Source organism: Klebsiella grimontii, from assembly GCF_900200035.1.
Classification (GTDB): domain Bacteria; phylum Pseudomonadota; class Gammaproteobacteria; order Enterobacterales; family Enterobacteriaceae; genus Klebsiella; species Klebsiella grimontii.
Window position 1 is genome coordinate 556,870 of sequence record NZ_FZTC01000019.1, and the last position, 17,201, is coordinate 574,070.

General features: G+C 58.1%; 20 protein-coding genes. 13 read left to right on the forward strand and 7 right to left on the reverse strand.

What is annotated here, in order from left to right:
• Positions 1 to 6: 6 nt before the first annotated feature.
• Complete coding sequence (locus KOSB73_RS17410) at positions 7 to 900, reverse strand: LysR family transcriptional regulator (RefSeq protein WP_004135628.1); 894 nt, start codon at positions 898 to 900, stop codon at positions 7 to 9.
• Positions 901 to 1,018: 118 nt separating this feature from the next.
• Between KOSB73_RS17410 and KOSB73_RS17415 the strand changes: the two genes are divergently transcribed.
• Positions 1,019 to 2,269, forward strand: coding sequence for an MFS transporter (locus tag KOSB73_RS17415; RefSeq protein ID WP_004135626.1), 1,251 nt, complete (start codon positions 1,019 to 1,021; stop codon positions 2,267 to 2,269).
• Positions 2,270 to 2,304: 35 nt separating this feature from the next.
• Here KOSB73_RS17415 and KOSB73_RS31165 read toward each other — a convergent pair whose 3' ends face one another.
• The gene (locus tag KOSB73_RS31165; protein ID WP_004119695.1) at positions 2,305 to 2,397 is read right to left on the reverse strand and encodes a KPN_01571 family protein; all 93 of its coding nucleotides are present in this window, start codon (positions 2,395 to 2,397) and stop codon (positions 2,305 to 2,307) included.
• Between the two features lie 291 nt (positions 2,398 to 2,688).
• On the opposite strand from KOSB73_RS31165, the gene KOSB73_RS17420 reads away from it, so the two are divergent.
• The 3 genes from KOSB73_RS17420 (at position 2,689) to ydgU (ending at position 4,874) form a co-directional block, all read left to right on the forward strand.
• Positions 2,689 to 4,176 (forward strand): carboxypeptidase M32, encoded by a 1,488-nt coding sequence (locus KOSB73_RS17420; protein ID WP_004135623.1) that lies wholly within the window; start codon positions 2,689 to 2,691, stop codon positions 4,174 to 4,176.
• Positions 4,177 to 4,352: 176 nt separating this feature from the next.
• Positions 4,353 to 4,721 carry an acid resistance repetitive basic protein Asr gene (asr, locus tag KOSB73_RS17425; protein ID WP_098140746.1) on the forward strand — a complete coding sequence of 123 codons (369 nt, stop codon included), beginning with the start codon at positions 4,353 to 4,355 and terminating at the stop codon, positions 4,719 to 4,721.
• Between the two features lie 69 nt (positions 4,722 to 4,790).
• Positions 4,791 to 4,874, forward strand: coding sequence for a small membrane protein YdgU (ydgU, locus tag KOSB73_RS31570; RefSeq protein ID WP_049250231.1), 84 nt, complete (start codon positions 4,791 to 4,793; stop codon positions 4,872 to 4,874).
• Here ydgU and KOSB73_RS17435 read toward each other — a convergent pair.
• A complete protein-coding gene (locus KOSB73_RS17435; RefSeq protein WP_224253814.1) occupies positions 4,871 to 5,182 on the reverse strand; it encodes a hypothetical protein in 312 nt (103 codons plus the stop codon). The two genes, ydgU and KOSB73_RS17435, sit on opposite strands and share 4 nt — an antisense overlap.
• Between KOSB73_RS17435 and KOSB73_RS17440 the strand changes: the two genes are divergently transcribed.
• The gene (locus tag KOSB73_RS17440; RefSeq protein ID WP_224231483.1) at positions 5,166 to 5,339 is read left to right on the forward strand and encodes a hypothetical protein; all 174 of its coding nucleotides are present in this window, start codon (positions 5,166 to 5,168) and stop codon (positions 5,337 to 5,339) included. The two genes, KOSB73_RS17435 and KOSB73_RS17440, sit on opposite strands and share 17 nt — an antisense overlap.
• A 577-nt stretch (positions 5,340 to 5,916) precedes the next feature.
• Positions 5,917 to 6,729, forward strand: coding sequence for a trypsin-like serine peptidase (locus KOSB73_RS17445; protein ID WP_004135618.1), 813 nt, complete (start codon positions 5,917 to 5,919; stop codon positions 6,727 to 6,729).
• 4 nt (positions 6,730 to 6,733) lie between these two features.
• Here the strand turns inward: KOSB73_RS17445 and KOSB73_RS17450 are convergent, their stop codons facing one another.
• From KOSB73_RS17450 to KOSB73_RS31575, 4 genes are all read right to left on the reverse strand, one after another.
• On the reverse strand, positions 6,734 to 8,890 hold the full coding sequence (locus KOSB73_RS17450) for a putative bifunctional diguanylate cyclase/phosphodiesterase (RefSeq protein WP_064342757.1): 2,157 nt from the start codon (positions 8,888 to 8,890) through the stop codon (positions 6,734 to 6,736).
• Between the two features lie 105 nt (positions 8,891 to 8,995).
• Complete coding sequence (gene mdtI, locus KOSB73_RS17455) at positions 8,996 to 9,325, reverse strand: multidrug/spermidine efflux SMR transporter subunit MdtI (RefSeq protein WP_004119685.1); 330 nt, start codon at positions 9,323 to 9,325, stop codon at positions 8,996 to 8,998.
• Positions 9,312 to 9,674, reverse strand: coding sequence for a multidrug/spermidine efflux SMR transporter subunit MdtJ (mdtJ, locus tag KOSB73_RS17460; RefSeq protein ID WP_004135616.1), 363 nt, complete (start codon positions 9,672 to 9,674; stop codon positions 9,312 to 9,314). Before mdtJ ends, mdtI begins: the two co-directional genes overlap by 14 nt.
• A 117-nt stretch (positions 9,675 to 9,791) precedes the next feature.
• On the reverse strand, positions 9,792 to 9,977 hold the full coding sequence (locus KOSB73_RS31575) for a protein YdgV (RefSeq protein WP_071830662.1): 186 nt from the start codon (positions 9,975 to 9,977) through the stop codon (positions 9,792 to 9,794).
• A gap of 222 nt (positions 9,978 to 10,199) precedes the next feature.
• Between KOSB73_RS31575 and KOSB73_RS17470 the strand changes: the two genes are divergently transcribed.
• The 7 genes from KOSB73_RS17470 (at position 10,200) to KOSB73_RS17500 (ending at position 17,201) form a co-directional block, all read left to right on the forward strand.
• On the forward strand, positions 10,200 to 11,234 hold the full coding sequence (locus KOSB73_RS17470) for an AI-2E family transporter (RefSeq protein ID WP_004135610.1): 1,035 nt from the start codon (positions 10,200 to 10,202) through the stop codon (positions 11,232 to 11,234).
• Positions 11,235 to 11,671: 437 nt separating this feature from the next.
• The gene (gene mdcA / locus KOSB73_RS17475; protein ID WP_004135607.1) at positions 11,672 to 13,327 is read left to right on the forward strand and encodes a malonate decarboxylase subunit alpha; all 1,656 of its coding nucleotides are present in this window, start codon (positions 11,672 to 11,674) and stop codon (positions 13,325 to 13,327) included.
• A complete protein-coding gene (locus KOSB73_RS17480; RefSeq protein WP_098140747.1) occupies positions 13,327 to 14,169 on the forward strand; it encodes a triphosphoribosyl-dephospho-CoA synthase in 843 nt (280 codons plus the stop codon). The genes mdcA and KOSB73_RS17480 overlap by 1 nt, the downstream gene beginning before the upstream one ends.
• Before the next feature lie 17 nt (positions 14,170 to 14,186).
• Entirely contained in the window at positions 14,187 to 14,486 is a 300-nt protein-coding gene (gene mdcC, locus KOSB73_RS17485; protein WP_004135606.1) for a malonate decarboxylase acyl carrier protein, read from the forward strand.
• Entirely contained in the window at positions 14,479 to 15,312 is an 834-nt protein-coding gene (locus KOSB73_RS17490; RefSeq protein WP_024358027.1) for a biotin-independent malonate decarboxylase subunit beta, read from the forward strand. Before mdcC ends, KOSB73_RS17490 begins: the two co-directional genes overlap by 8 nt.
• Positions 15,312 to 16,112, forward strand: coding sequence for a biotin-independent malonate decarboxylase subunit gamma (mdcE, locus tag KOSB73_RS17495; RefSeq protein WP_049086383.1), 801 nt, complete (start codon positions 15,312 to 15,314; stop codon positions 16,110 to 16,112). Before KOSB73_RS17490 ends, mdcE begins: the two co-directional genes overlap by 1 nt.
• 129 nt (positions 16,113 to 16,241) lie before the next feature.
• On the forward strand, positions 16,242 to 17,201 hold the full coding sequence (locus KOSB73_RS17500) for an AEC family transporter (protein ID WP_024358025.1): 960 nt from the start codon (positions 16,242 to 16,244) through the stop codon (positions 17,199 to 17,201).

A 17,201-nucleotide genomic window follows, 5' to 3' on the forward strand; every position in this document is an offset into this window, starting at 1 on the left:
AATAACTCACGTGGCGCTGGCAAGCAGCGATTCGCGAAAACGCCGGGCCGCCTGCCCCTGTTCACGATGTTTCGACCACACCAGCCACATTTCCGATACCGCATCCTGCTCTTCGATGGGCAGCCAGCACATTTCCGATAGCTGAACCCGTCTGAACGACGCCGGCAAAATCGACACCCCAAGCCCGGCGGCAACCAGGCCGATAATCGTCATCGCTTCCCCCACTTCCTGGGCGATCGTTGGCGTCAGATCGTAGCGGCGCAGCAGGCCGAGAATATCGTCATACAGCCCGGTACCGACATGGGGATCGAAAAACACGAACGGCTCCCGCGCCAGTTCCCGCAGGCTGACGCGCGGCTGGCTCGCCAGCGGATGATCGCGCGGCACCATCGCCAGCAGCGGTTCGCGCAGCACTCTTTCCCAGACAAGGGTTTCCGGCAGTTGGGTATTACGCATCAGCCCCAGATCCAGCGCCCCCTCGTTCAGCGGCACAATCTGCTCGCGCGTGTTGGTTTCCCGCGTCTGAATATGCACATCGGGATAGCGGCGTCGGAAGGTCGATAGCGTGTCCGATACCGCCTTAATAAAGGGGGCCGAGGAGGTAAAACCAATGCGCAGTTCGCCGGTTTCGCCGTGATGAAGACGGGCTGCCCGCGCGGCGGCATCGTCCACCTGGGAGAGGATCTGCCGGCTATCGGCGAGAAACTGCCTCCCGGCTTCCGTCAGGCTGACGCTGCGGTTCGTCCGGGCAAACAGACGTGCGCCAATTTGCTGCTCAAGGATTTGAATCTGCTGGCTAAGCGGCGGCTGAGAGATATTTAACCGCGCCGCCGCGTGGCCAAAATGGAGCTCTTCCGCCACGGCAATAAAATAGCGCAGATGACGTAGTTCAATATTCATATCTAAAACGTCTTATTTGAGATTATTAATATATTAGACAGAATATTTACATTTTCCTACTCTGAATAAGTGGCCATTGCGGTCGCTCAACTCTCTGTTTATCACCAAGGATTTTTCCGTGAGTCGTACAACTACCGCTGACACCGTCCCGGCAAACGACGTCAGCGACATTATCGCTCCTCAGCCAAACCAGTTTATCAAACGCGGTACCCCGCAATTTATTCGCGTCACCCTCGCCCTCTTTTCCGCCGGACTGGCGACCTTTGCGCTGCTCTATTGTGTTCAGCCGATTCTGCCGGTGCTCTCCAGCGAATTCGGCGTCTCGCCGGCCAGCAGCAGTATCTCGCTGTCGATTTCCACGGCGATGCTGGCGGTCGGCCTGCTGTTTACCGGTCCGCTATCCGACGCCATCGGCCGCAAACAGGTGATGGTGACCGCGCTGGTGCTGGCTTCCTGCTGCTCCCTGCTGTCGACGATGATGTCCAGCTGGCATGGGATCCTGATTATGCGCGCCCTGATCGGCCTGTCGTTGAGCGGCGTGGCGGCGGTCGGCATGACCTATCTGAGCGAAGAGATCCACCCCAGCGTCGTGGCGTTCTCAATGGGGCTGTATATCAGCGGAAACTCGATTGGCGGCATGAGCGGCCGTCTGCTGACCGGGGTATTCACCGATTTCTTCGGCTGGCGTATCGCGCTGGCGGTCATTAGCGGCTTCGCCCTCGCAGCCGCGCTGATGTTCTGGCGCATCCTGCCGGCGTCGCGCCACTTCCGTCCAACGTCGCTGCGGCCAAAATCGCTGCTGATCAACTTCCGCCTGCACTGGCGCGATCGCGGACTGCCGCTGCTGTTTCTTGAAGGTTTCTTATTAATGGGGGCATTCGTAACGCTGTTTAACTATATCGGCTATCGTCTGATGCTCTCGCCGTGGTCGCTCAGCCAGGCGGTGGTTGGTCTGCTGTCGGTGGCCTATTTGACCGGAACCTGGAGTTCGCCGAAAGCCGGGGCGATGACCGTTCGCTACGGTCGCGGCCCGGTACTGCTGTTCTCCACGGCGGTAATGCTCGGCGGCCTGCTGCTGACCCTGTTCTCGTCGCTATGGCTAATTTTTATCGGCATGCTGCTGTTCTCCGCGGGCTTCTTCGCGGCACACTCGGTAGCCAGCAGTTGGATCGGCCCGCGCGCCCGTCGCGCCCGCGGTCAGGCGTCATCGCTCTATTTGTTTAGCTACTATCTGGGTTCCAGCATGGCGGGGACGTTAGGCGGCGTGTTCTGGCATCACTACGGTTGGAACGGCGTCGGCGGGTTTATCGCGCTGATGCTGCTGGCGGCGCTGCTCACCGGCGCGTGTTTGCATAAACGGCTGAAATAACGCGGGTTAACGTGGCCTGTCGCGGGCCACGCTATTCACCACATCCCCAGTACCGACGACATTCCTAACACCTCTCTAACGGCATCGATAGAAAGCAGAGCAATAAACAGCCAGGTAAACGGATTCATAATCCACCTCGCATAGGCGGGCTGTGCCTGCATTAAGTTTAGCCGCGGTTCAGAGAAAGCGTCTGTTACTTTACGCACATCCGGATTATTTCGAGCCAAACATAAAATACGCAATCGATTAATCCCTACATTATGCTAATGGCCGGCGAGCCGATGCGGGCGGCGATGTCCGATTGCCTCAGGAGATTTGTGGCGGAAGGCCCCGCATCCCTCGACCCCATCGGCGTATCACGATAGTGTAGAGGCCAACGAAAACCTCTTTTGTTCACTTGCCACCGTCAGAGTGTAAACATGACCGAAAACAAAAATTATCATCAGCTTACCCGCACCTTTCAGCGACTCTCCCGCTTCTCGCATCTCTCGGCCATCGCCGGCTGGGATATGTTCGCCATGATGCCGCCCGGCGGCAGCGCGGCCCGCGGCGCAGCGCTCGCCGAGCTCGGCGTTTTGCAGCATCAGATCCTCACCGACAAGAAAGTGGGTGAATGGCTACAGAACGCGCTTCAGGAAGAGCTAAATGATGTGGAACAGGCAAACCTGCGCGAAATGACTCGCCAGTACCAACAGGCGGCGCTGCTGCCGGAAAGCCTGGTGGAAGCGAAATCGCTGGCGGGTAGCCGCTGCGAGCACGCCTGGCGCAGCCAGCGTCCGGCGAACGACTGGCAGGGTTTTGCCGAGAACCTGCGTGAAGTCGTCAAACTGAGCCGCGAGGAGGCGCAGATTCGCGCGGCGGCGAAAGGCGGCTCCCGCTATGACGCTCTGCTGGATATTTTTGAACCGGATATGACCAGCGCCCGTCTGGACGTGCTGTTCGCGGACCTGAAATCCTGGCTTCCTTCGCTGCTGGAAAAAGCGGTTGAGAAGCAGGCACAGACGCCGCTCATCGAACCTCAGGGGCCGTTTCCGATTACCGACCAGCGCGAGCTGGGACTGGAAGCGATGCGCGTGCTGGGATTTGATTTTGACGGCGGACGCCTGGATATCAGCGCCCACCCGTTCTGCGGCGGCGTCCCCGAGGATGTGCGTATCACCACGCGCTACAACGAAAACGACCTGCTCAGCGCGCTGTTTGGCGTGATTCACGAAACCGGCCACGCGCGCTATGAACAAAATCTGCCGCGTAACTGGCTCGATCAGCCCATTGCCCTCGCCCGTTCTACGGCGATCCATGAGTCGCAAAGCCTGTTTTTCGAGATGCAGCTTGGCCGCAGCGACGCCTTTCTGCAGCGCCTGCTGCCAACGGTACGCCAGTACTTTGGCGAACAGCCGGCCTTTAGCCGCGAAAACTTCATCGCCTGGAATCAGCGCGTCAAGCCGGGCTTTATCCGCGTCGACGCGGATGAGGTGAGCTATCCGGCACACGTCATTCTGCGCTATGAAATTGAACGCGCGCTGATTGATGGCGACATCGAGGTCGATGATATTCCGGCGCTGTGGGACGAAAAAATGCAGCACTGGCTGGGACTTTCCACCACCGGCAACTACCGCGACGGCTGTATGCAGGATATCCACTGGACCGACGGCGGTTTTGGCTATTTCCCTTCCTATACGCTTGGCGCGATGTACGCCGCTCAGCTGATGGCTTCCGCCAGACGGGCGCTACCGCAGCTGGAAAGCGATATCGCCAACGGTAACTTCAGCGCCCTGTTTGACTGGCTGCGGCAAAATATCTGGCAGCACGGTAGCCGTTTTACCACCTCGCAGCTGATTCAGCATGCTACCGGAGAAGACCTTAACAGCGCCTATTTCCGCCAGCACCTTACCTCGCGTTATCTGTAAATCACCGGCGTCGGGCCCCGCTCCCGACGCCGTGTTCCACCTTGGCCGCAGCACGTTGTACATACGGTTACACGCCGATACCAAACACTCACGGAAACCTCGATAAGACAAGCATATAGTTCTTTCAACGGCCCCGCAGTGGGGTTGAAACAAGAAACCTTTCCGAGGATATCAGAATGAAAAAAGTATTAGCTCTGGTCGTTGCCGCTGCTATGGGTCTGTCTTCTGTTGCTTTCGCTGCCGATGCTGCCACCACCACAACTCCGGCGCCGGCTGCTGCAACTCACAGCACCACCGCTAAAGCGACCCACCATAAAAAACACCATACCGCCGCTGCCAAACCGGCTGCTGAGCAGAAAGCGCAGGCGGCTAAAAAGCACAAAAAAGCCGCAGCTAAACCAGCTGTAACCCAGAAAGCCCAGGCCGCTAAGAAACACAAAAAAGCCGCTGCTAAACCTGTAGCTCAGAAAGCGCAGGCAGCTAAAAAACACCACAAAACCACTAAACATCATACCGCTAAACCAGCTGCACAACCGGCTGCTTAATCTCCCGGGTTAAGTTGTGTGATATGATATCGGCGCTGTCTTCAGCGCCGTTTTTTTCTGGAGAGCACCATGCTGCGGCGCTATCGTTTTGAGCTCATCCTGATCCTGCTGATTATCTGCGCGCTGGTCGCCAGCCGTTTTTTCCTTTACTAAAGATGTAGCTGCCACACGTTATATCCCAACCCATAGATCGCCAGAAGCAGCAGAAAAAGCGCCGAGACCCTCGTCAAGCGTTTGGCGCAACGCGCCGTTAACCAACGACGAACCGCCAGAATGAAAAGCGAAAGCACGCTCAGATCGATCGGCACCCACACCGCCGTCAATATCCCCAGACTGCAGCCGAAACTGTTGGTGAGATGAATAAGCTGCGGAAAAAAAGCGGCAAAAAAGAGAATATCTTTGGGATTGCCTAATCTGCCCGCGATCCGCGCGGGACTGCTGGCCTTGCCCTTCTCTACCACGATAGCCACCGGCGAAGGCTACTATTTTGTCTGGCCGAAAAATACGCTCAGCCCGCAGCCGATCGCCCTATTGCAGCGTTTTTTAAACCAGCATATTCCCGGTCCGCTCTCCGCTGACGTTATCCGCCAGGGCGCGGCCCCGGATTACAGTACGTGAACCGCCGTCACCAGCAGATAGCCCGTGGCGCCCCAAATCATTGCTGACACCAGCGAAACGTAAACTAATGCGCGAATACCTTGCTTAGACATAAATCCTCCCGTATATCGGGTGTTTGATATTGCAGATATCATCGCCGGGATAACATCTCTGTTTGCTCAACAAGGTGGTAGCAATAACAACGTTTACGGTGAGAAAATGTTTCGCTTTGAAAGTAATTGATAAACAGGTAAAGAAGTGCGCTTATCCTGCAAAGAAATCTCTTTTTTCCCGCAATATTGGCGCTGTTTAGTCATTAGGGACTTGAGAAAAAGCTGAAGCGGGAATCATTTTATCGCTACCCGCTGGTTGTACGTTCGGATACACGATTTCTGTTGCTTCCGTTGCCCTTTTCTGCGGAAATAACGCCGCAGGAAAATGGTGTTAACATATTGAATACACACCATTCATCCGTAAGCGACTGGCGATTTTAGCTGATTCCGCCCGCCGTCTGGCTTAATTAAAATTATTCTTAACTTTCATAAACTTAAATCTGCTGCTACTTTCAATAGACATAATTATCTCCCCAGAGAGTGATATGCGTAGAGACGTCCTGTTATTACTGTGTTCCATTTCCCTGTTTCCAGCGCTGGTCCAGGCCGATGATGATGGCATGAGTGCAAAAGATATTAAGACGCTGTTTTTTGGTCATGACGACCGAAAACCGGTCAGCAACCCCACGGACGATCCCTGGGATGCGATTGGGCAACTGGAAACCGCCAGCGGTAATCTCTGTACCGCGACGCTGATCGCCCCCAACCTGGCGCTCACCGCCGGTCACTGCCTGCTGACGCCGCCCAAAGGCAAGCCGGATAAACCCGTCGCGCTGCGCTTTATCTCGCGCAAAGGTGGCTGGGTGTACGAAATTCACGGTATTGAAGGCCGCGTGGACCCTTCGCTGGGCAAACGGCTTAAGGCCGACGGCGATGGCTGGATAGTTCCCAGCGCCGCGGCGCCGTGGGATTTTGGCCTGATCGTGCTGCGCTACGCCCCTTCCGGTATTACGCCGGTGCCGATTTTTAGCGGCAGCAAAGCCGATCTGACCGCGGCGCTCAAGACCGCAGAACGAAAAGTGACTCAGTCAGGCTATCCGGAAGATCATCTGGATAATCTCTACACCCACGAAGATTGCGTGGTCACCGGCTGGGCGCAAACATCGGTGCTCTCCCATCAATGCGATACGCTACCCGGCGATAGCGGCTCGCCGCTGCTGCTGAAAACCGACGACGGCTGGCAGGTGATCGCGGTACAGAGTTCGGCGCCGGGGGCAAAAGATCGCTGGCGGGCGGACAACCGCGCCATCTCGGTGACCGGCTTTCGCGATAAGCTTGAGGCGCTGGCCGCCCAGTAAGCGGTCAGCCTTGCTGCTGGCGCAGCTGCAATAACGATGCGACGGGCATCGGCTCGCTGAAGAAGAAGCCCTGCAATTTGTCGCATCCCGCCCGTCGCAGCAGCGCCAGCTGTTGCTGATTTTCAACGCCTTCCGCCACAACCGTAATCCCCAACGCCCCGGCAATGCGCACGGTACCGCGCACCAGCTCCGCCGCCTGGGTATCCACATCCACCAGCCCGGCCAGTGATTTATCGATTTTGAGACTGTCGAAGCTAAAGCTGCGTAAATAGCCGATGCTGGAGTAGCCGGTGCCAAAATCATCGAGCGCCACCGCGATCCCCAGCGACCTTAAATTTTCAATCGCCGCCCGCGCACGCTCGGGATTCTCCAGAACGTAGCTCTCCGTAACCTCAAGCTGTAACCGACGGGCCGGGAAATGGCAGCGGCCCAGCACCTGCACCACCCGCGACTCAAACTCCGGGTCGCGGAACTGCGCCGGAGAGATATTCACCGACAGCAGCAAATCGTCTAAAGGCTGCAGCTCGCTACAGGCGCGTTGCAGAACAAACTGACCAAGCGCGTAGATCAAACCGCTACTTTCGGCAATACCGATAAACGTGTCCGGCGGCAGCGCCCCCTGCGGACGTCGCGGCCAGCGCAGCAGCGCTTCCACGCCCTCCATAACCAGCGTATCGGCGTTGACTATCGGCTGGTACCAGACATCAAACTCTTCGTTCTCCAGCCCCTGGCGGATGCCGTTTTCGATATTCAGCTGATACTGCCGCGCGTCGCTGAGCGCTTCGTCATACCAGGTGGTGCGCCCTTTACCGGTTTTTTTCGAGTGGTACATGGCAATATCGGCGCGGCGAAAAAGCTCGGTGCTGGAACAGCTCGCCGGGACGCCGCTGGCGATGCCGATGCTGGCGCTGATATAAATTTTTCGTTCGTTGAGGATAACGGGGGCTTTTAACAGTTCCAGCACCGCCCAGGCAAAGGCCAACGCCTGATTTACCGCTTGTTCGCCGCTTACGGTCATCGCAAACTCGTCGCCGCCCATTCGCGCCAGCATCCCTTCGGGAGGCACGCGCTGCCGAAGCTCTTTAGCAATATGAATAATCAACGCATCGCCTACATCGTGGCCGTAGTTGTCGTTAACATCCTTAAAGCCGTCGAGATCGATAAACACCACGCTTTGCGTCTGGTACTGCGCATTTTCGCATACCTGATTAAGACGTTCGATCAGCGCCCGCCGGTTTGGCAAGCGGCTCAGCCAGTCGGTCATGGCAATATTGCGCGCCAGCTTTTCGCCGCGCGCCAGCTTGTAAAGCCCGAGGCAGCTGAAGAGAATAAACAGCAGGATCAGCCCCGCTGCCACGACGGCGATCAGCCGAATATTGTTTGATGCCGCCCGCGCGGCTTCAGCGCCGGGAAGCCCCGGATGCCAGCTCAGATAGCCAACGATTTCCCCGGACTGGGTGCGGAGCGGGATACTGTATTCGCCGCCGCCTGGCGTGACGTGGAGGTTGCGGATCTGAAACGTATCGCCCAGCCGCTCAAGCATTTGCGGGTTAATATGACGGGTGATCACCAGATAGCGACGCGTATCATCATAGACCTGCAGCCGTCCTGTCGTCGGGCGAATCAGGCCAATGGCAATAAAGGCGATACCGGCGCGGGTTCGGGTGATGCCGGCATAAGCGCTTTTGCCGCTGCGCAGGGCGGCGGCATGCTGCGAGATGAGCGAATGAAAACCGTTGCCGAGAAATTGGGTATCCTGTTCGGTAAAGCTCTCACTGCGAAACGATCCCCACAGCACGCGATAGTGCTGGTCGAGCACGAAAGTGCCGTCATAAAGGTTATTGATCTTAAAGCCGGAACCCCAGGAGTTATAGAGCCATTGCGGATCGAGCCGGTCGGTATAGGTCTGATGCACCGCATCGTCCCAGATAGCGTTATCCATCACCAGCGACAGCACGCGATTCACCGAGGTTTGCACCGCGCCATCCACCGATAGCACGGAACGATGCTTATCAATTTCGTTTGCTTTCAGGCCGATCAGGTGCTGGCTGAGGTAGAGGAGCGAAATAATGGACACGATTAAGCCAATCCCGGCGAGGACAATCATGATGGAAAGCGTTCTGGCGGAGGGAATATTGCGCCAGCCTGGCAAATGGATCATGTTCTGCCCTCATGTCGGCCGGTAGCGAAATACGCCGAACTGGCTCTTTTTTAAGAGTAATACAGAGAGCAGAATTTGCCGCCCGCATCCACAGGCGGCATCATATCAGGCGAGTTTAATTAACACCATGCCGACCACCAGCAGGAGCAGGCCGGCCCAGCCTTTATGATTCAGACGCTGGCCAAACAGCACCCAGCCGGCGGCAATGGTCGCCGCAATGCCGAAACCGCCCCACAGCGCATAGGCCACCGACAGGTCAATCCCTTTGACCGCCTGCGAAAGCGCGCTGAAGGCGCCAAGAACCGCCGCCAGCGACATAAGGCCATAGAACTTACGTCGAAAACCGTCGGAAAACTTAAGAAAAACGTTGGCCATAATTTCCAGCGCGATAGCCAGCGCCAGCCAGGCGGCATGGACCCACTCAAACTGTTGCATGAGTTTTCTCCTTGCCCGGTTTCACCGTTTTCTGCGTTCCCGATTTAATCAATACAATCCCGGCGACCAGGGTGACCAGACCGGCAATTTTTATCGTCGACAGCGTTTCATCAAACAGCAGAACGCTGAAAATCGTGATCAGTAAAATGCCGATCCCTTCCCATAGGGCATAGGCCACGCCGAGGGCGATTTTTTTCACGGCGAAAGCCAGGAAAATATAGGAAAGCGCAATCATCACCAGCATTAAAATAAAACCAGTGTGGCCGCCGCTTACGCTTGCCCATTTCATCGACAAAGTGCCGGTAATTTCAGCAACGATTGCTAAAGCTAATAAAATCCAATAAAACATGATCCCTTCTCCTGCTTGAGAATATAATCCATTACGGCTTACAGCGAAGTAAACCGGAAAAATTCTGACGTTATTTTAGCCGTGCGCAGCGCGCCAGCTCAGGCAGAGAGAAGAAGACTAAAGCGCCGAGCGCCAGTGCTGCTCGCCGAGGAAGCGGGAGTTGGAGTGGGAGACTGCAGGGTGAAGCGAAATATACATCCTGAACTGATTGTCCATAAAATTACAATTATCCGCGGTATTGCTTCTCATCATTTGCGGATGAAAATTGTCCTCTGTAGTTATACACACGCAGATTTGTACCATAACACCACATTTAACTCAAAGACTTTGCAGTTCTTTACCTCTGCTATTTGATTTGGATTAGTTTTTTCCGATAGCAAACGCCATTATGATATCGTTCCAGTCATTATTTATTAATGGGTCGGTTTTTTTCATTTTAACTGAGGCGACGCGTTGAGACGCCGACTTTGCCAACGTCTACAATGACTCCTATTAGACCCCATTTTTTCTCGCGCAGGGAGCGGTATGGCCAAACCCATCATCACGCTTAACGGCTTAAAAATAGTCATCATGCTCGGCATGCTGGTTATCATCCTTACAGGCATCCGCTTCGCGGCGGATATTATCGTGCCTTTTGTGCTGGCGATCTTTCTGGCGGTGGTGATTAACCCGCTGGTTCAGCTGATGGTGCGCTGCCGGGTGCCGCGGGTACTGGCGATTTCGCTCCTGGTCGGGGTGATTGTCCTGCTGGCCGTGGTGCTGCTGGCCTCGCTCGGCACCTCGCTTAACGAGCTTGCGCGCACCCTGCCGCAGTATCGCAACTATCTCTATGAACCGATGCAGACCGTCGCGCCGTGGCTGCAGCGCTTCGGCTTTACCGTGTCGGTGGTGGAGCTGAATAAATATATAGACCCCAACGCGGTGATGACCCTGGTAACCGGGCTGCTTACCCAGCTTTCCAACGCGATGTCCTCTATCTTCCTGCTGCTGCTGACGGTGGTGTTTATGCTACTGGAAGTACCGCAGCTTCCCGCGAAGCTGCAGCAGCTGATGTCGCGGCCGGTGGAGGGAATGGGCGCGATTCAGCGCGCGCTGGATAGCGTCTCTCACTATCTGGTGCTCAAAACCGCCATCAGCCTGGTGACCGGGCTGGTGGTCTGGGGAATGCTGGTGCTGCTGGACGTCCGCTTTGCCTTTATGTGGGGACTGCTGGCTTTTGCGCTCAACTACATTCCCAATATCGGTTCGGTTCTCGCGGCCATCCCGCCGATTTTGCAGGTGCTGGTATTTGGCGGTCTGTACGAAGCGCTGGTGGTGCTGGCGGGCTATCTGGCGATAAACCTGGTGTTCGGCAATATCCTTGAACCGCGCATTATGGGCCGCGGGCTGGGGCTATCGACGCTGGTGGTCTTCCTGTCATTGATTTTCTGGGGCTGGCTGCTGGGGCCGGTGGGGATGCTGCTCTCGGTACCGCTGACGATTATTGTCAAAATCGCCCTCGAACAGACGGTGGCCGGGCAAAGCATCGCCTTCCTGCTGAGTGATTTAAGTAAAAACTAACGAGATTGCTCGCAGTTCCCCCGGAGGCGATGCTGGCGCATCTGTCCGGGCTACCGGCCCGCAGACGACCTTTAACCTGTACCCGGGCAGGCGCTTTGCGCCGCCCCCGGGAGCAGAGCGCGGAGCGGCTGAACTTCCCGGAGGCGATGCTGACGCATCTGTCCCGGCTACCGGCCCGCAGACGACCTTTAACCTGTAGCCCGGCTAAACGCAGTGCGAGCCGGGAAGCCGCGTCAATGCCTCAACCCGGTACGTCCCCCACTCGTAGACCAATCATTCGCAATCATTATTGATCGTCATCACATCTCTGCCCCGCCAATCATTACTCTTACGCTAACGATTCGCCATCGGCCTTAATTGATGCCCGCCACCTCGGGACGCACACTTACTCCCACACCAGGGCAATCAAAACGATTTGTCGAATCAGGAGGTTAATAATGAATGCCGAACAAACGACGGGGCGAGTCTGGAACCGTCGCCGTACGGAAAAACAGCGGCGACTGGCCGAGGCGAAAATCTCGGGCAAAGTGATCCCCACTGACCAGCTGGTTGCCGTACTGGAACATCTGCTGGCCCCCGGCGACCGGGTGGTACTGGAAGGCAACAACCAGAAACAGGCAGATTTCCTCTCGCGGATGCTGGCGGAGGTTAACCCGCAAAAAATTCACGACCTGCATATGATTATGCCGAGCGTCGGGCGCAGCGAGCACCTGGACCTTTTCGAAAAAGGCATCGCCCGCAAGCTCGATTTTTCCTTCTCCGGCACCCAAAGTCTGCGCATTTCGCAGCTGCTGGAAGATGGCCTGCTGGAAATCGGCGCGATTCACACCTATATCGAGCTTTACTCTCGTCTGTACGTCGACCTGTCGCCGAACGTCGCGCTGATCGCCGGTTATAAAGCCGACCGCAAGGGCAACCTCTACACCGGGCCGAGCACCGAAGACACTCCGGCGCTGGTGGAAGCCGCCGCGTTCCACGACGGCATCGTCATTGCGCAGGTCAACGAACTGGTTGATGACGAGTGCGATCTGCCGCGCGTGGATATCCCCGGTTCGTGGATTGACTATATCGTTGTCGCCGATAAACCGTTTTTTATCGAGCCGCTGTTTACCCGCGACCCGCGCCTGATTAAGCAGGAACATATCCTGATGGCGATGATGGCGATTAAAGGCATCTACGCCGAGCATCAGGTGCAATCCCTCAACCACGGGATCGGCTTTAACACCGCCGCCATCGAACTGCTGCTACCGACCTACGGCGAACAGCTCGGCCTGAAGGGCAAAATCTGTAAACACTGGACGCTGAACCCGCATCCGACCCTTATTCCGGCCATTGAAAGCGGTTGGGTCGAGAGCGTGCACTGCTTCGGCGGCGAACTGGGGATGGAAGAGTACATTCGCGCGCGCCCGGATATCTTCTTTACCGGCGCCGACGGCTCCATGCGTTCCAACCGCGCGTTCTGCCAGCTGGCGGGGCAGTATGCGGTGGATATGTTTATCGGCTCAACCCTCCAGGTGGATGGCTATGCCAACTCCTCTACCGTCACCCGTGGTCGTCTTTCCGGCTTCGGCGGCGCGCCGAATATGGGCCACGACCCGCACGGTCGCCGCCACGCCACCCCGGCATGGCTCAACATGATTACCGAACCGGACCCGATGCAGCGCGGTAAAAAGCTGGTCGTGCAAATGGTGGAAACCTTCCAGGCGGGCGTGAAACCGACCTTCGTGGAAAAACTCGACGCCGTTGAGGTGGCCAAAACCTCCGGCATGCCGCTGGCGCCGGTAATGATTTACGGCGATGACGTCACCCACGTGCTGACCGAAGAAGGTATCGCTTACCTCTACCGCGCGGAAAGTCTCGAAGAGCGCCGGGCAATGGTCGCAGCAGTAGCGGGGATCACCGACATCGGCCTCGGCGTGGACGCCAAACGCGTGGCCGAACTGCGCCAAAGCGGCAAAGTCGTCTATCCGGAAGATATCGGTATCCGCCGCAGCGACGCCACCCGCTCCCTGCTCGCCGCCGGCAGCGTAGCCGACCTGGTTGAGTGGTCCGACGGGCTTTACAACCCACCGGCAAAATTCCGGAGCTGGTAATGAAAAAACTCTCTCCCCAAATTGCCGAAACCCGCGCCCGCTGGCTGGCCCAGACCGCCAGCGCCTGCCTGGTTGACGAAGCGCGACTCAGCCCCAAACCGGGTCTGGTCGACAGTCGCGGCAACGGCGCGCATCAGGACCTGAACCTGGCGCTGATGGAGCGCTCCGCCCGTAGCCTGCAGCCAACGTTTCATGCGCTGGCACAGCAGAGCTGGCGGCGGCCAGCGGACATCGCCCTGCGCGAAACCGTCGGCCGTCTGGGCCGCGAAGGCGAAGCGCAGATGATGCAGGCGACCTCGGGGGTCAATACCCACCGCGGCGCTATCTGGGCGCTGGGCCTGCTGGTGAGCGCGACGGCGATGCTGGGGGGAGAAAGTCATGCACAGAAGATTACGGAAACCGCCGCCGCCCTCGCCCGTCTGCCGGACGCCGGCGCGCCGAAGACCTTTAGTAAAGGCCTGCGCGCCAGCCGCCGCTGGCAGGTTCCGGGCGCGCGGGAAGAAGCGCAGCGCGCTTTTCCGCATATCACCACCCTGGCGCTGCCGCAGCTTTTGCGCAGCCGGGCCGCGGGGGCCAGCGAGGAGCAGGCCCGTCTTGACGCGCTGATGGCGATTATGACCTCGCTTAGCGATACCTGCGTGCTCTCCCGCGCCGGAATGGCGGGCCTTATCGCAATGCAACAAGGCGCTGGCGAGGTGCTGGTGGCAGGAGGATGCGCGACCGCTCAGGGTCGGGCCGCGCTGGCGCGCCTTGATGCGCAGATGCTGGCGCAGAACGCCTCGCCGGGTGGCGCGGCGGACCTGCTTGCCGCCACCCTGTTTCTCGACCGGGTTTCCGCTTAACGCATTCAGAGGATGTTATGGAACAGATTAAATTGTCATTCCCTGCCAACCGCGCCCTCAGCGGCAAAGCGCTGGCAGGCGTAGTAGGCTCCGGCGATATGGAAGTGCTCTATACCGCCGGGCAGAGCAATACGCTCAATGTGGAGATCACCACCTCCGTGGACAACAGCCAGGCGCGCTGGAGCGCGCTGTTCGAACGGCTGAGCCTGATTAACGGTCTGCCCGGCGGAGATCTGGTGATCCACGACTTTGGCGCCACCCCCGGCGTCGCGCGGATCCGCATTGAACAGGTATTTGAGGAGGTGGCTCATGCGTAACGATCGCAGCTTTATTGAACTCCGCGCCCGCGAACGCGCCCGTTTCCTGCTGGATGACGGCAGCTATCGCGAACTGCTGGACCCGTTCGAAGGCATCATGTCGCCGTGGCTGGGCGCGCAGGGCATCGTCCCGCAGTCTGACGACGGCATGGTGGTTGCGAAAGGCACCATTAACGGCCAGCCGGCGGTGGTTATCGCCATCGAAGGCACCTTCCAGGGCGGCAGCATGGGCGAAGTCTCCGGCGCGAAAATGGCCGCCGCCCTTGAGCTGGCGGCGGAAGATAACCGCAACGGTATTCCTACCCAGGCGGTGCTGTGCCTGGAAACCGGCGGCGTGCGCCTGCAGGAGGCCAACCTGGGGCTTGCCGCCATCGCCGATATTCATGCCGCGATTGTCGACCTGCGCCGTTATACCCCGGTGGTCGGCATTGTCGCCGGTACCGTTGGCTGCTTCGGCGGGATGTCCATCGCCGCGGCGCTGTGCAGTTACCTGATTGTCACCCGCGAAGCGCGATTGGGGCTCAACGGACCGCAGGTTATCGAACAGGAGGCGGGGATTGAAGAGTACGACTCCCGCGACCGTCCGTTTATCTGGAGCATGACCGGCGGCGAAATTCGCTACGCCAGCGGCCTGGTGGATGCCCTGGTCGGCGACGGCGTTAACGCGGTGAAAAGCGCGATGAACGAAGCCATTGCTAAAGGCGTTCCCGCGCAGCATCGCAGCGACAAATATGAGGATTTCCTGACCCGTTTGACCCACTTCGATACCCGCCAGCAGGCGGACACCGCGCAGATCAAACGGCTATTCGCCCGGGAGGAGAAATAATGAGCCAGTTCACTCATCGCGCCGCGCTATGGCTAAACCAGCTGGCGCCGAACGCCCCACTAATGACCGGTCTGTGCCCCTCGGTGCAGGTTGCCGACGCCGATTTTAACGGTGAAACCGCGCGCTTTATCGCCGTGGTGCCGGATGCTAACAACCATTACCCGCGCGCCGCCAACGGCGAAGTCGGCCTGCTTGAAGGCTGGACGCTGGCGAAAGTGGTCAACGAAACCATCGACGCCGATGCGGATAAAACGGTAAAGCGCCCGATTATTGCGGTCATTGATGTACCCAGCCAGGCCTACGGCCGTCGTGAAGAAGCCTTTGGTATTCATCAGGCGCTGGCCGGCGCGGCGGGCGCGTATGCGAAGGCGCGTCTTGCCGGGCATCCGGTGATTGGCCTGATTGTCGGCAAAGCGATGTCCGGGGCGTTTCTGGCCCACGGCTACCAGGCCAATCGCCTGATCGCCTTTAACGACGCCGGCGTACTGGTGCACGCCATGGGCAAAGAATCCGCCGCGCGTATCACGCTACGTAGCGTTGAGGCGCTGGAGAAACTGGCGGCCACCATTCCGCCGATGGCCTATGACGTCAGCAACTACGCGACGCTCGGCCTGCTCTCCGCCCTGCTGGATATCAGCAATCCTGACGCGCCGGACGCCCGCGATCTGACGCTGGTCACCGACACCTTGCGCGACGCCATCGCTGACGCCCGCCGGGATGCCTCGCTGAAGTGCCGCCTTGGCGCGGCGAACCGCCGTAGTTCCCAACAGGTGCGCGATCGCATGCGCGCCAGCTGGTAGTCAGTCCCTAAGTAGAAGAAAACCTGCCGGAAGCGGCCGCCTGAGGCACCGATAGCGTGCCTCAGGAAGAGACCGCTTTTAGAAATTATAACAATCGCGCCAGTACTCTATTTTATTAACAGGTGATTTATGACTTATGTGATTATTCATGCCCTCGCGCCGATTTTTGTCATTATGCTGCTGGGCTTCTGGGCCGGTAAGGCCAAAATGGTCGACAACAAAAACGTCTCGTTACTCAACATTTTCGTAATGGATTTCGCCCTGCCCGCGACGCTGTTTAGCGCCACGGTGCAAACGCCGTGGAGCGGTATTGTCGCGCAATCGCCGCTGGTGCTGGTGCTCACCGGAGCGATGTGGATTACCTATGCGGCCATCTACTTCCTCGCCACCCGCGTCTTCAAGCGCTCGCCGCAGGATGCCGCCGTGCTAACCCTGACCGTCGCGCTGCCGAACTACGCCGCCCTTGGCCTGCCGATTCTGGGCAGCGTGCTCGGCGAAGGCGCGTCAACCTCCCTCTCCGTGGCCGTTTCCATCGCCTGCGGCTCGGTACTGATGACGCCGTTCTGCCTGCTGATTCTGGAGCGTGAAAAAGCGCTCGCCGCCGGAGAGAACAGCGGTTCGACGCTGGCGATGCTGCCGGTACTGATGTGGCGTTCGGTGAAAAAACCGATTGTCTGGGGTCCGCTGCTGGGGGTTGTGCTCTCGGCGATCGGTATCAAAATGCCGGATCTGCTGCTGGCCGCTATCAAGCCGCTGGGCCTGGCGGCGACCGCCGCCGCGCTGTTCCTCACCGGGGTAATCCTGTCAGCGCGCAAGCTGCAGCTCAATACGCTGATTGCCACCTCTACCGTGGTTAAACTGCTGGTGCAGCCGTTTATCGCCTGGGGTCTGGTGATGCTGCTGGGGCTGCACGGTTCAATCGCCATTACCGCGATTCTGATGATTGCCCTCGCGGCCGGTTTCTTCGGCGTGGTCTTCGGCAACCGCTTTGGCGTGCAGTCGCCGGATGCGGAAGCGGTGCTGCTGTTAAGCTCGGTTCTGTGTATCCTGTCGCTGCCGCTGTTTATCACTTTAACGTCAGGGATCTAA

What these genes read in the sequence shown, in the direction of transcription:
- asr (WP_098140746.1), top strand. Translation starts at nt 4,353, where the DNA reads ATGAAAAAAGTATTAGCTCTGGTCGTTGCCGCTGCTATGGGTCTGTCT.
- KOSB73_RS17450 (WP_064342757.1), bottom strand. Translation starts at nt 8,890, where the DNA reads ATGATCCATTTGCCAGGCTGGCGCAATATTCCCTCCGCCAGAACGCTT.
- KOSB73_RS31575 (WP_071830662.1), bottom strand. Translation starts at nt 9,977, where the DNA reads ATGGTACAAATCTGCGTGTGTATAACTACAGAGGACAATTTTCATCCG.
- KOSB73_RS17500 (WP_024358025.1), top strand. Translation starts at nt 16,242, where the DNA reads ATGACTTATGTGATTATTCATGCCCTCGCGCCGATTTTTGTCATTATG.
- mdtJ (WP_004135616.1), bottom strand. Translation starts at nt 9,674, where the DNA reads ATGTTTTATTGGATTTTATTAGCTTTAGCAATCGTTGCTGAAATTACC.
- mdtI (WP_004119685.1), bottom strand. Translation starts at nt 9,325, where the DNA reads ATGCAACAGTTTGAGTGGGTCCATGCCGCCTGGCTGGCGCTGGCTATC.
- KOSB73_RS17410 (WP_004135628.1), bottom strand. Translation starts at nt 900, where the DNA reads ATGAATATTGAACTACGTCATCTGCGCTATTTTATTGCCGTGGCGGAA.
- KOSB73_RS17445 (WP_004135618.1), top strand. Translation starts at nt 5,917, where the DNA reads ATGCGTAGAGACGTCCTGTTATTACTGTGTTCCATTTCCCTGTTTCCA.
- KOSB73_RS17480 (WP_098140747.1), top strand. Translation starts at nt 13,327, where the DNA reads ATGAAAAAACTCTCTCCCCAAATTGCCGAAACCCGCGCCCGCTGGCTG.
- mdcA (WP_004135607.1), top strand. Translation starts at nt 11,672, where the DNA reads ATGAATGCCGAACAAACGACGGGGCGAGTCTGGAACCGTCGCCGTACG.
- KOSB73_RS17490 (WP_024358027.1), top strand. Translation starts at nt 14,479, where the DNA reads ATGCGTAACGATCGCAGCTTTATTGAACTCCGCGCCCGCGAACGCGCC.
- mdcC (WP_004135606.1), top strand. Translation starts at nt 14,187, where the DNA reads ATGGAACAGATTAAATTGTCATTCCCTGCCAACCGCGCCCTCAGCGGC.
- KOSB73_RS31165 (WP_004119695.1), bottom strand. Translation starts at nt 2,397, where the DNA reads ATGAATCCGTTTACCTGGCTGTTTATTGCTCTGCTTTCTATCGATGCC.
- KOSB73_RS17470 (WP_004135610.1), top strand. Translation starts at nt 10,200, where the DNA reads ATGGCCAAACCCATCATCACGCTTAACGGCTTAAAAATAGTCATCATG.
- KOSB73_RS17420 (WP_004135623.1), top strand. Translation starts at nt 2,689, where the DNA reads ATGACCGAAAACAAAAATTATCATCAGCTTACCCGCACCTTTCAGCGA.
- mdcE (WP_049086383.1), top strand. Translation starts at nt 15,312, where the DNA reads ATGAGCCAGTTCACTCATCGCGCCGCGCTATGGCTAAACCAGCTGGCG.
- ydgU (WP_049250231.1), top strand. Translation starts at nt 4,791, where the DNA reads ATGCTGCGGCGCTATCGTTTTGAGCTCATCCTGATCCTGCTGATTATC.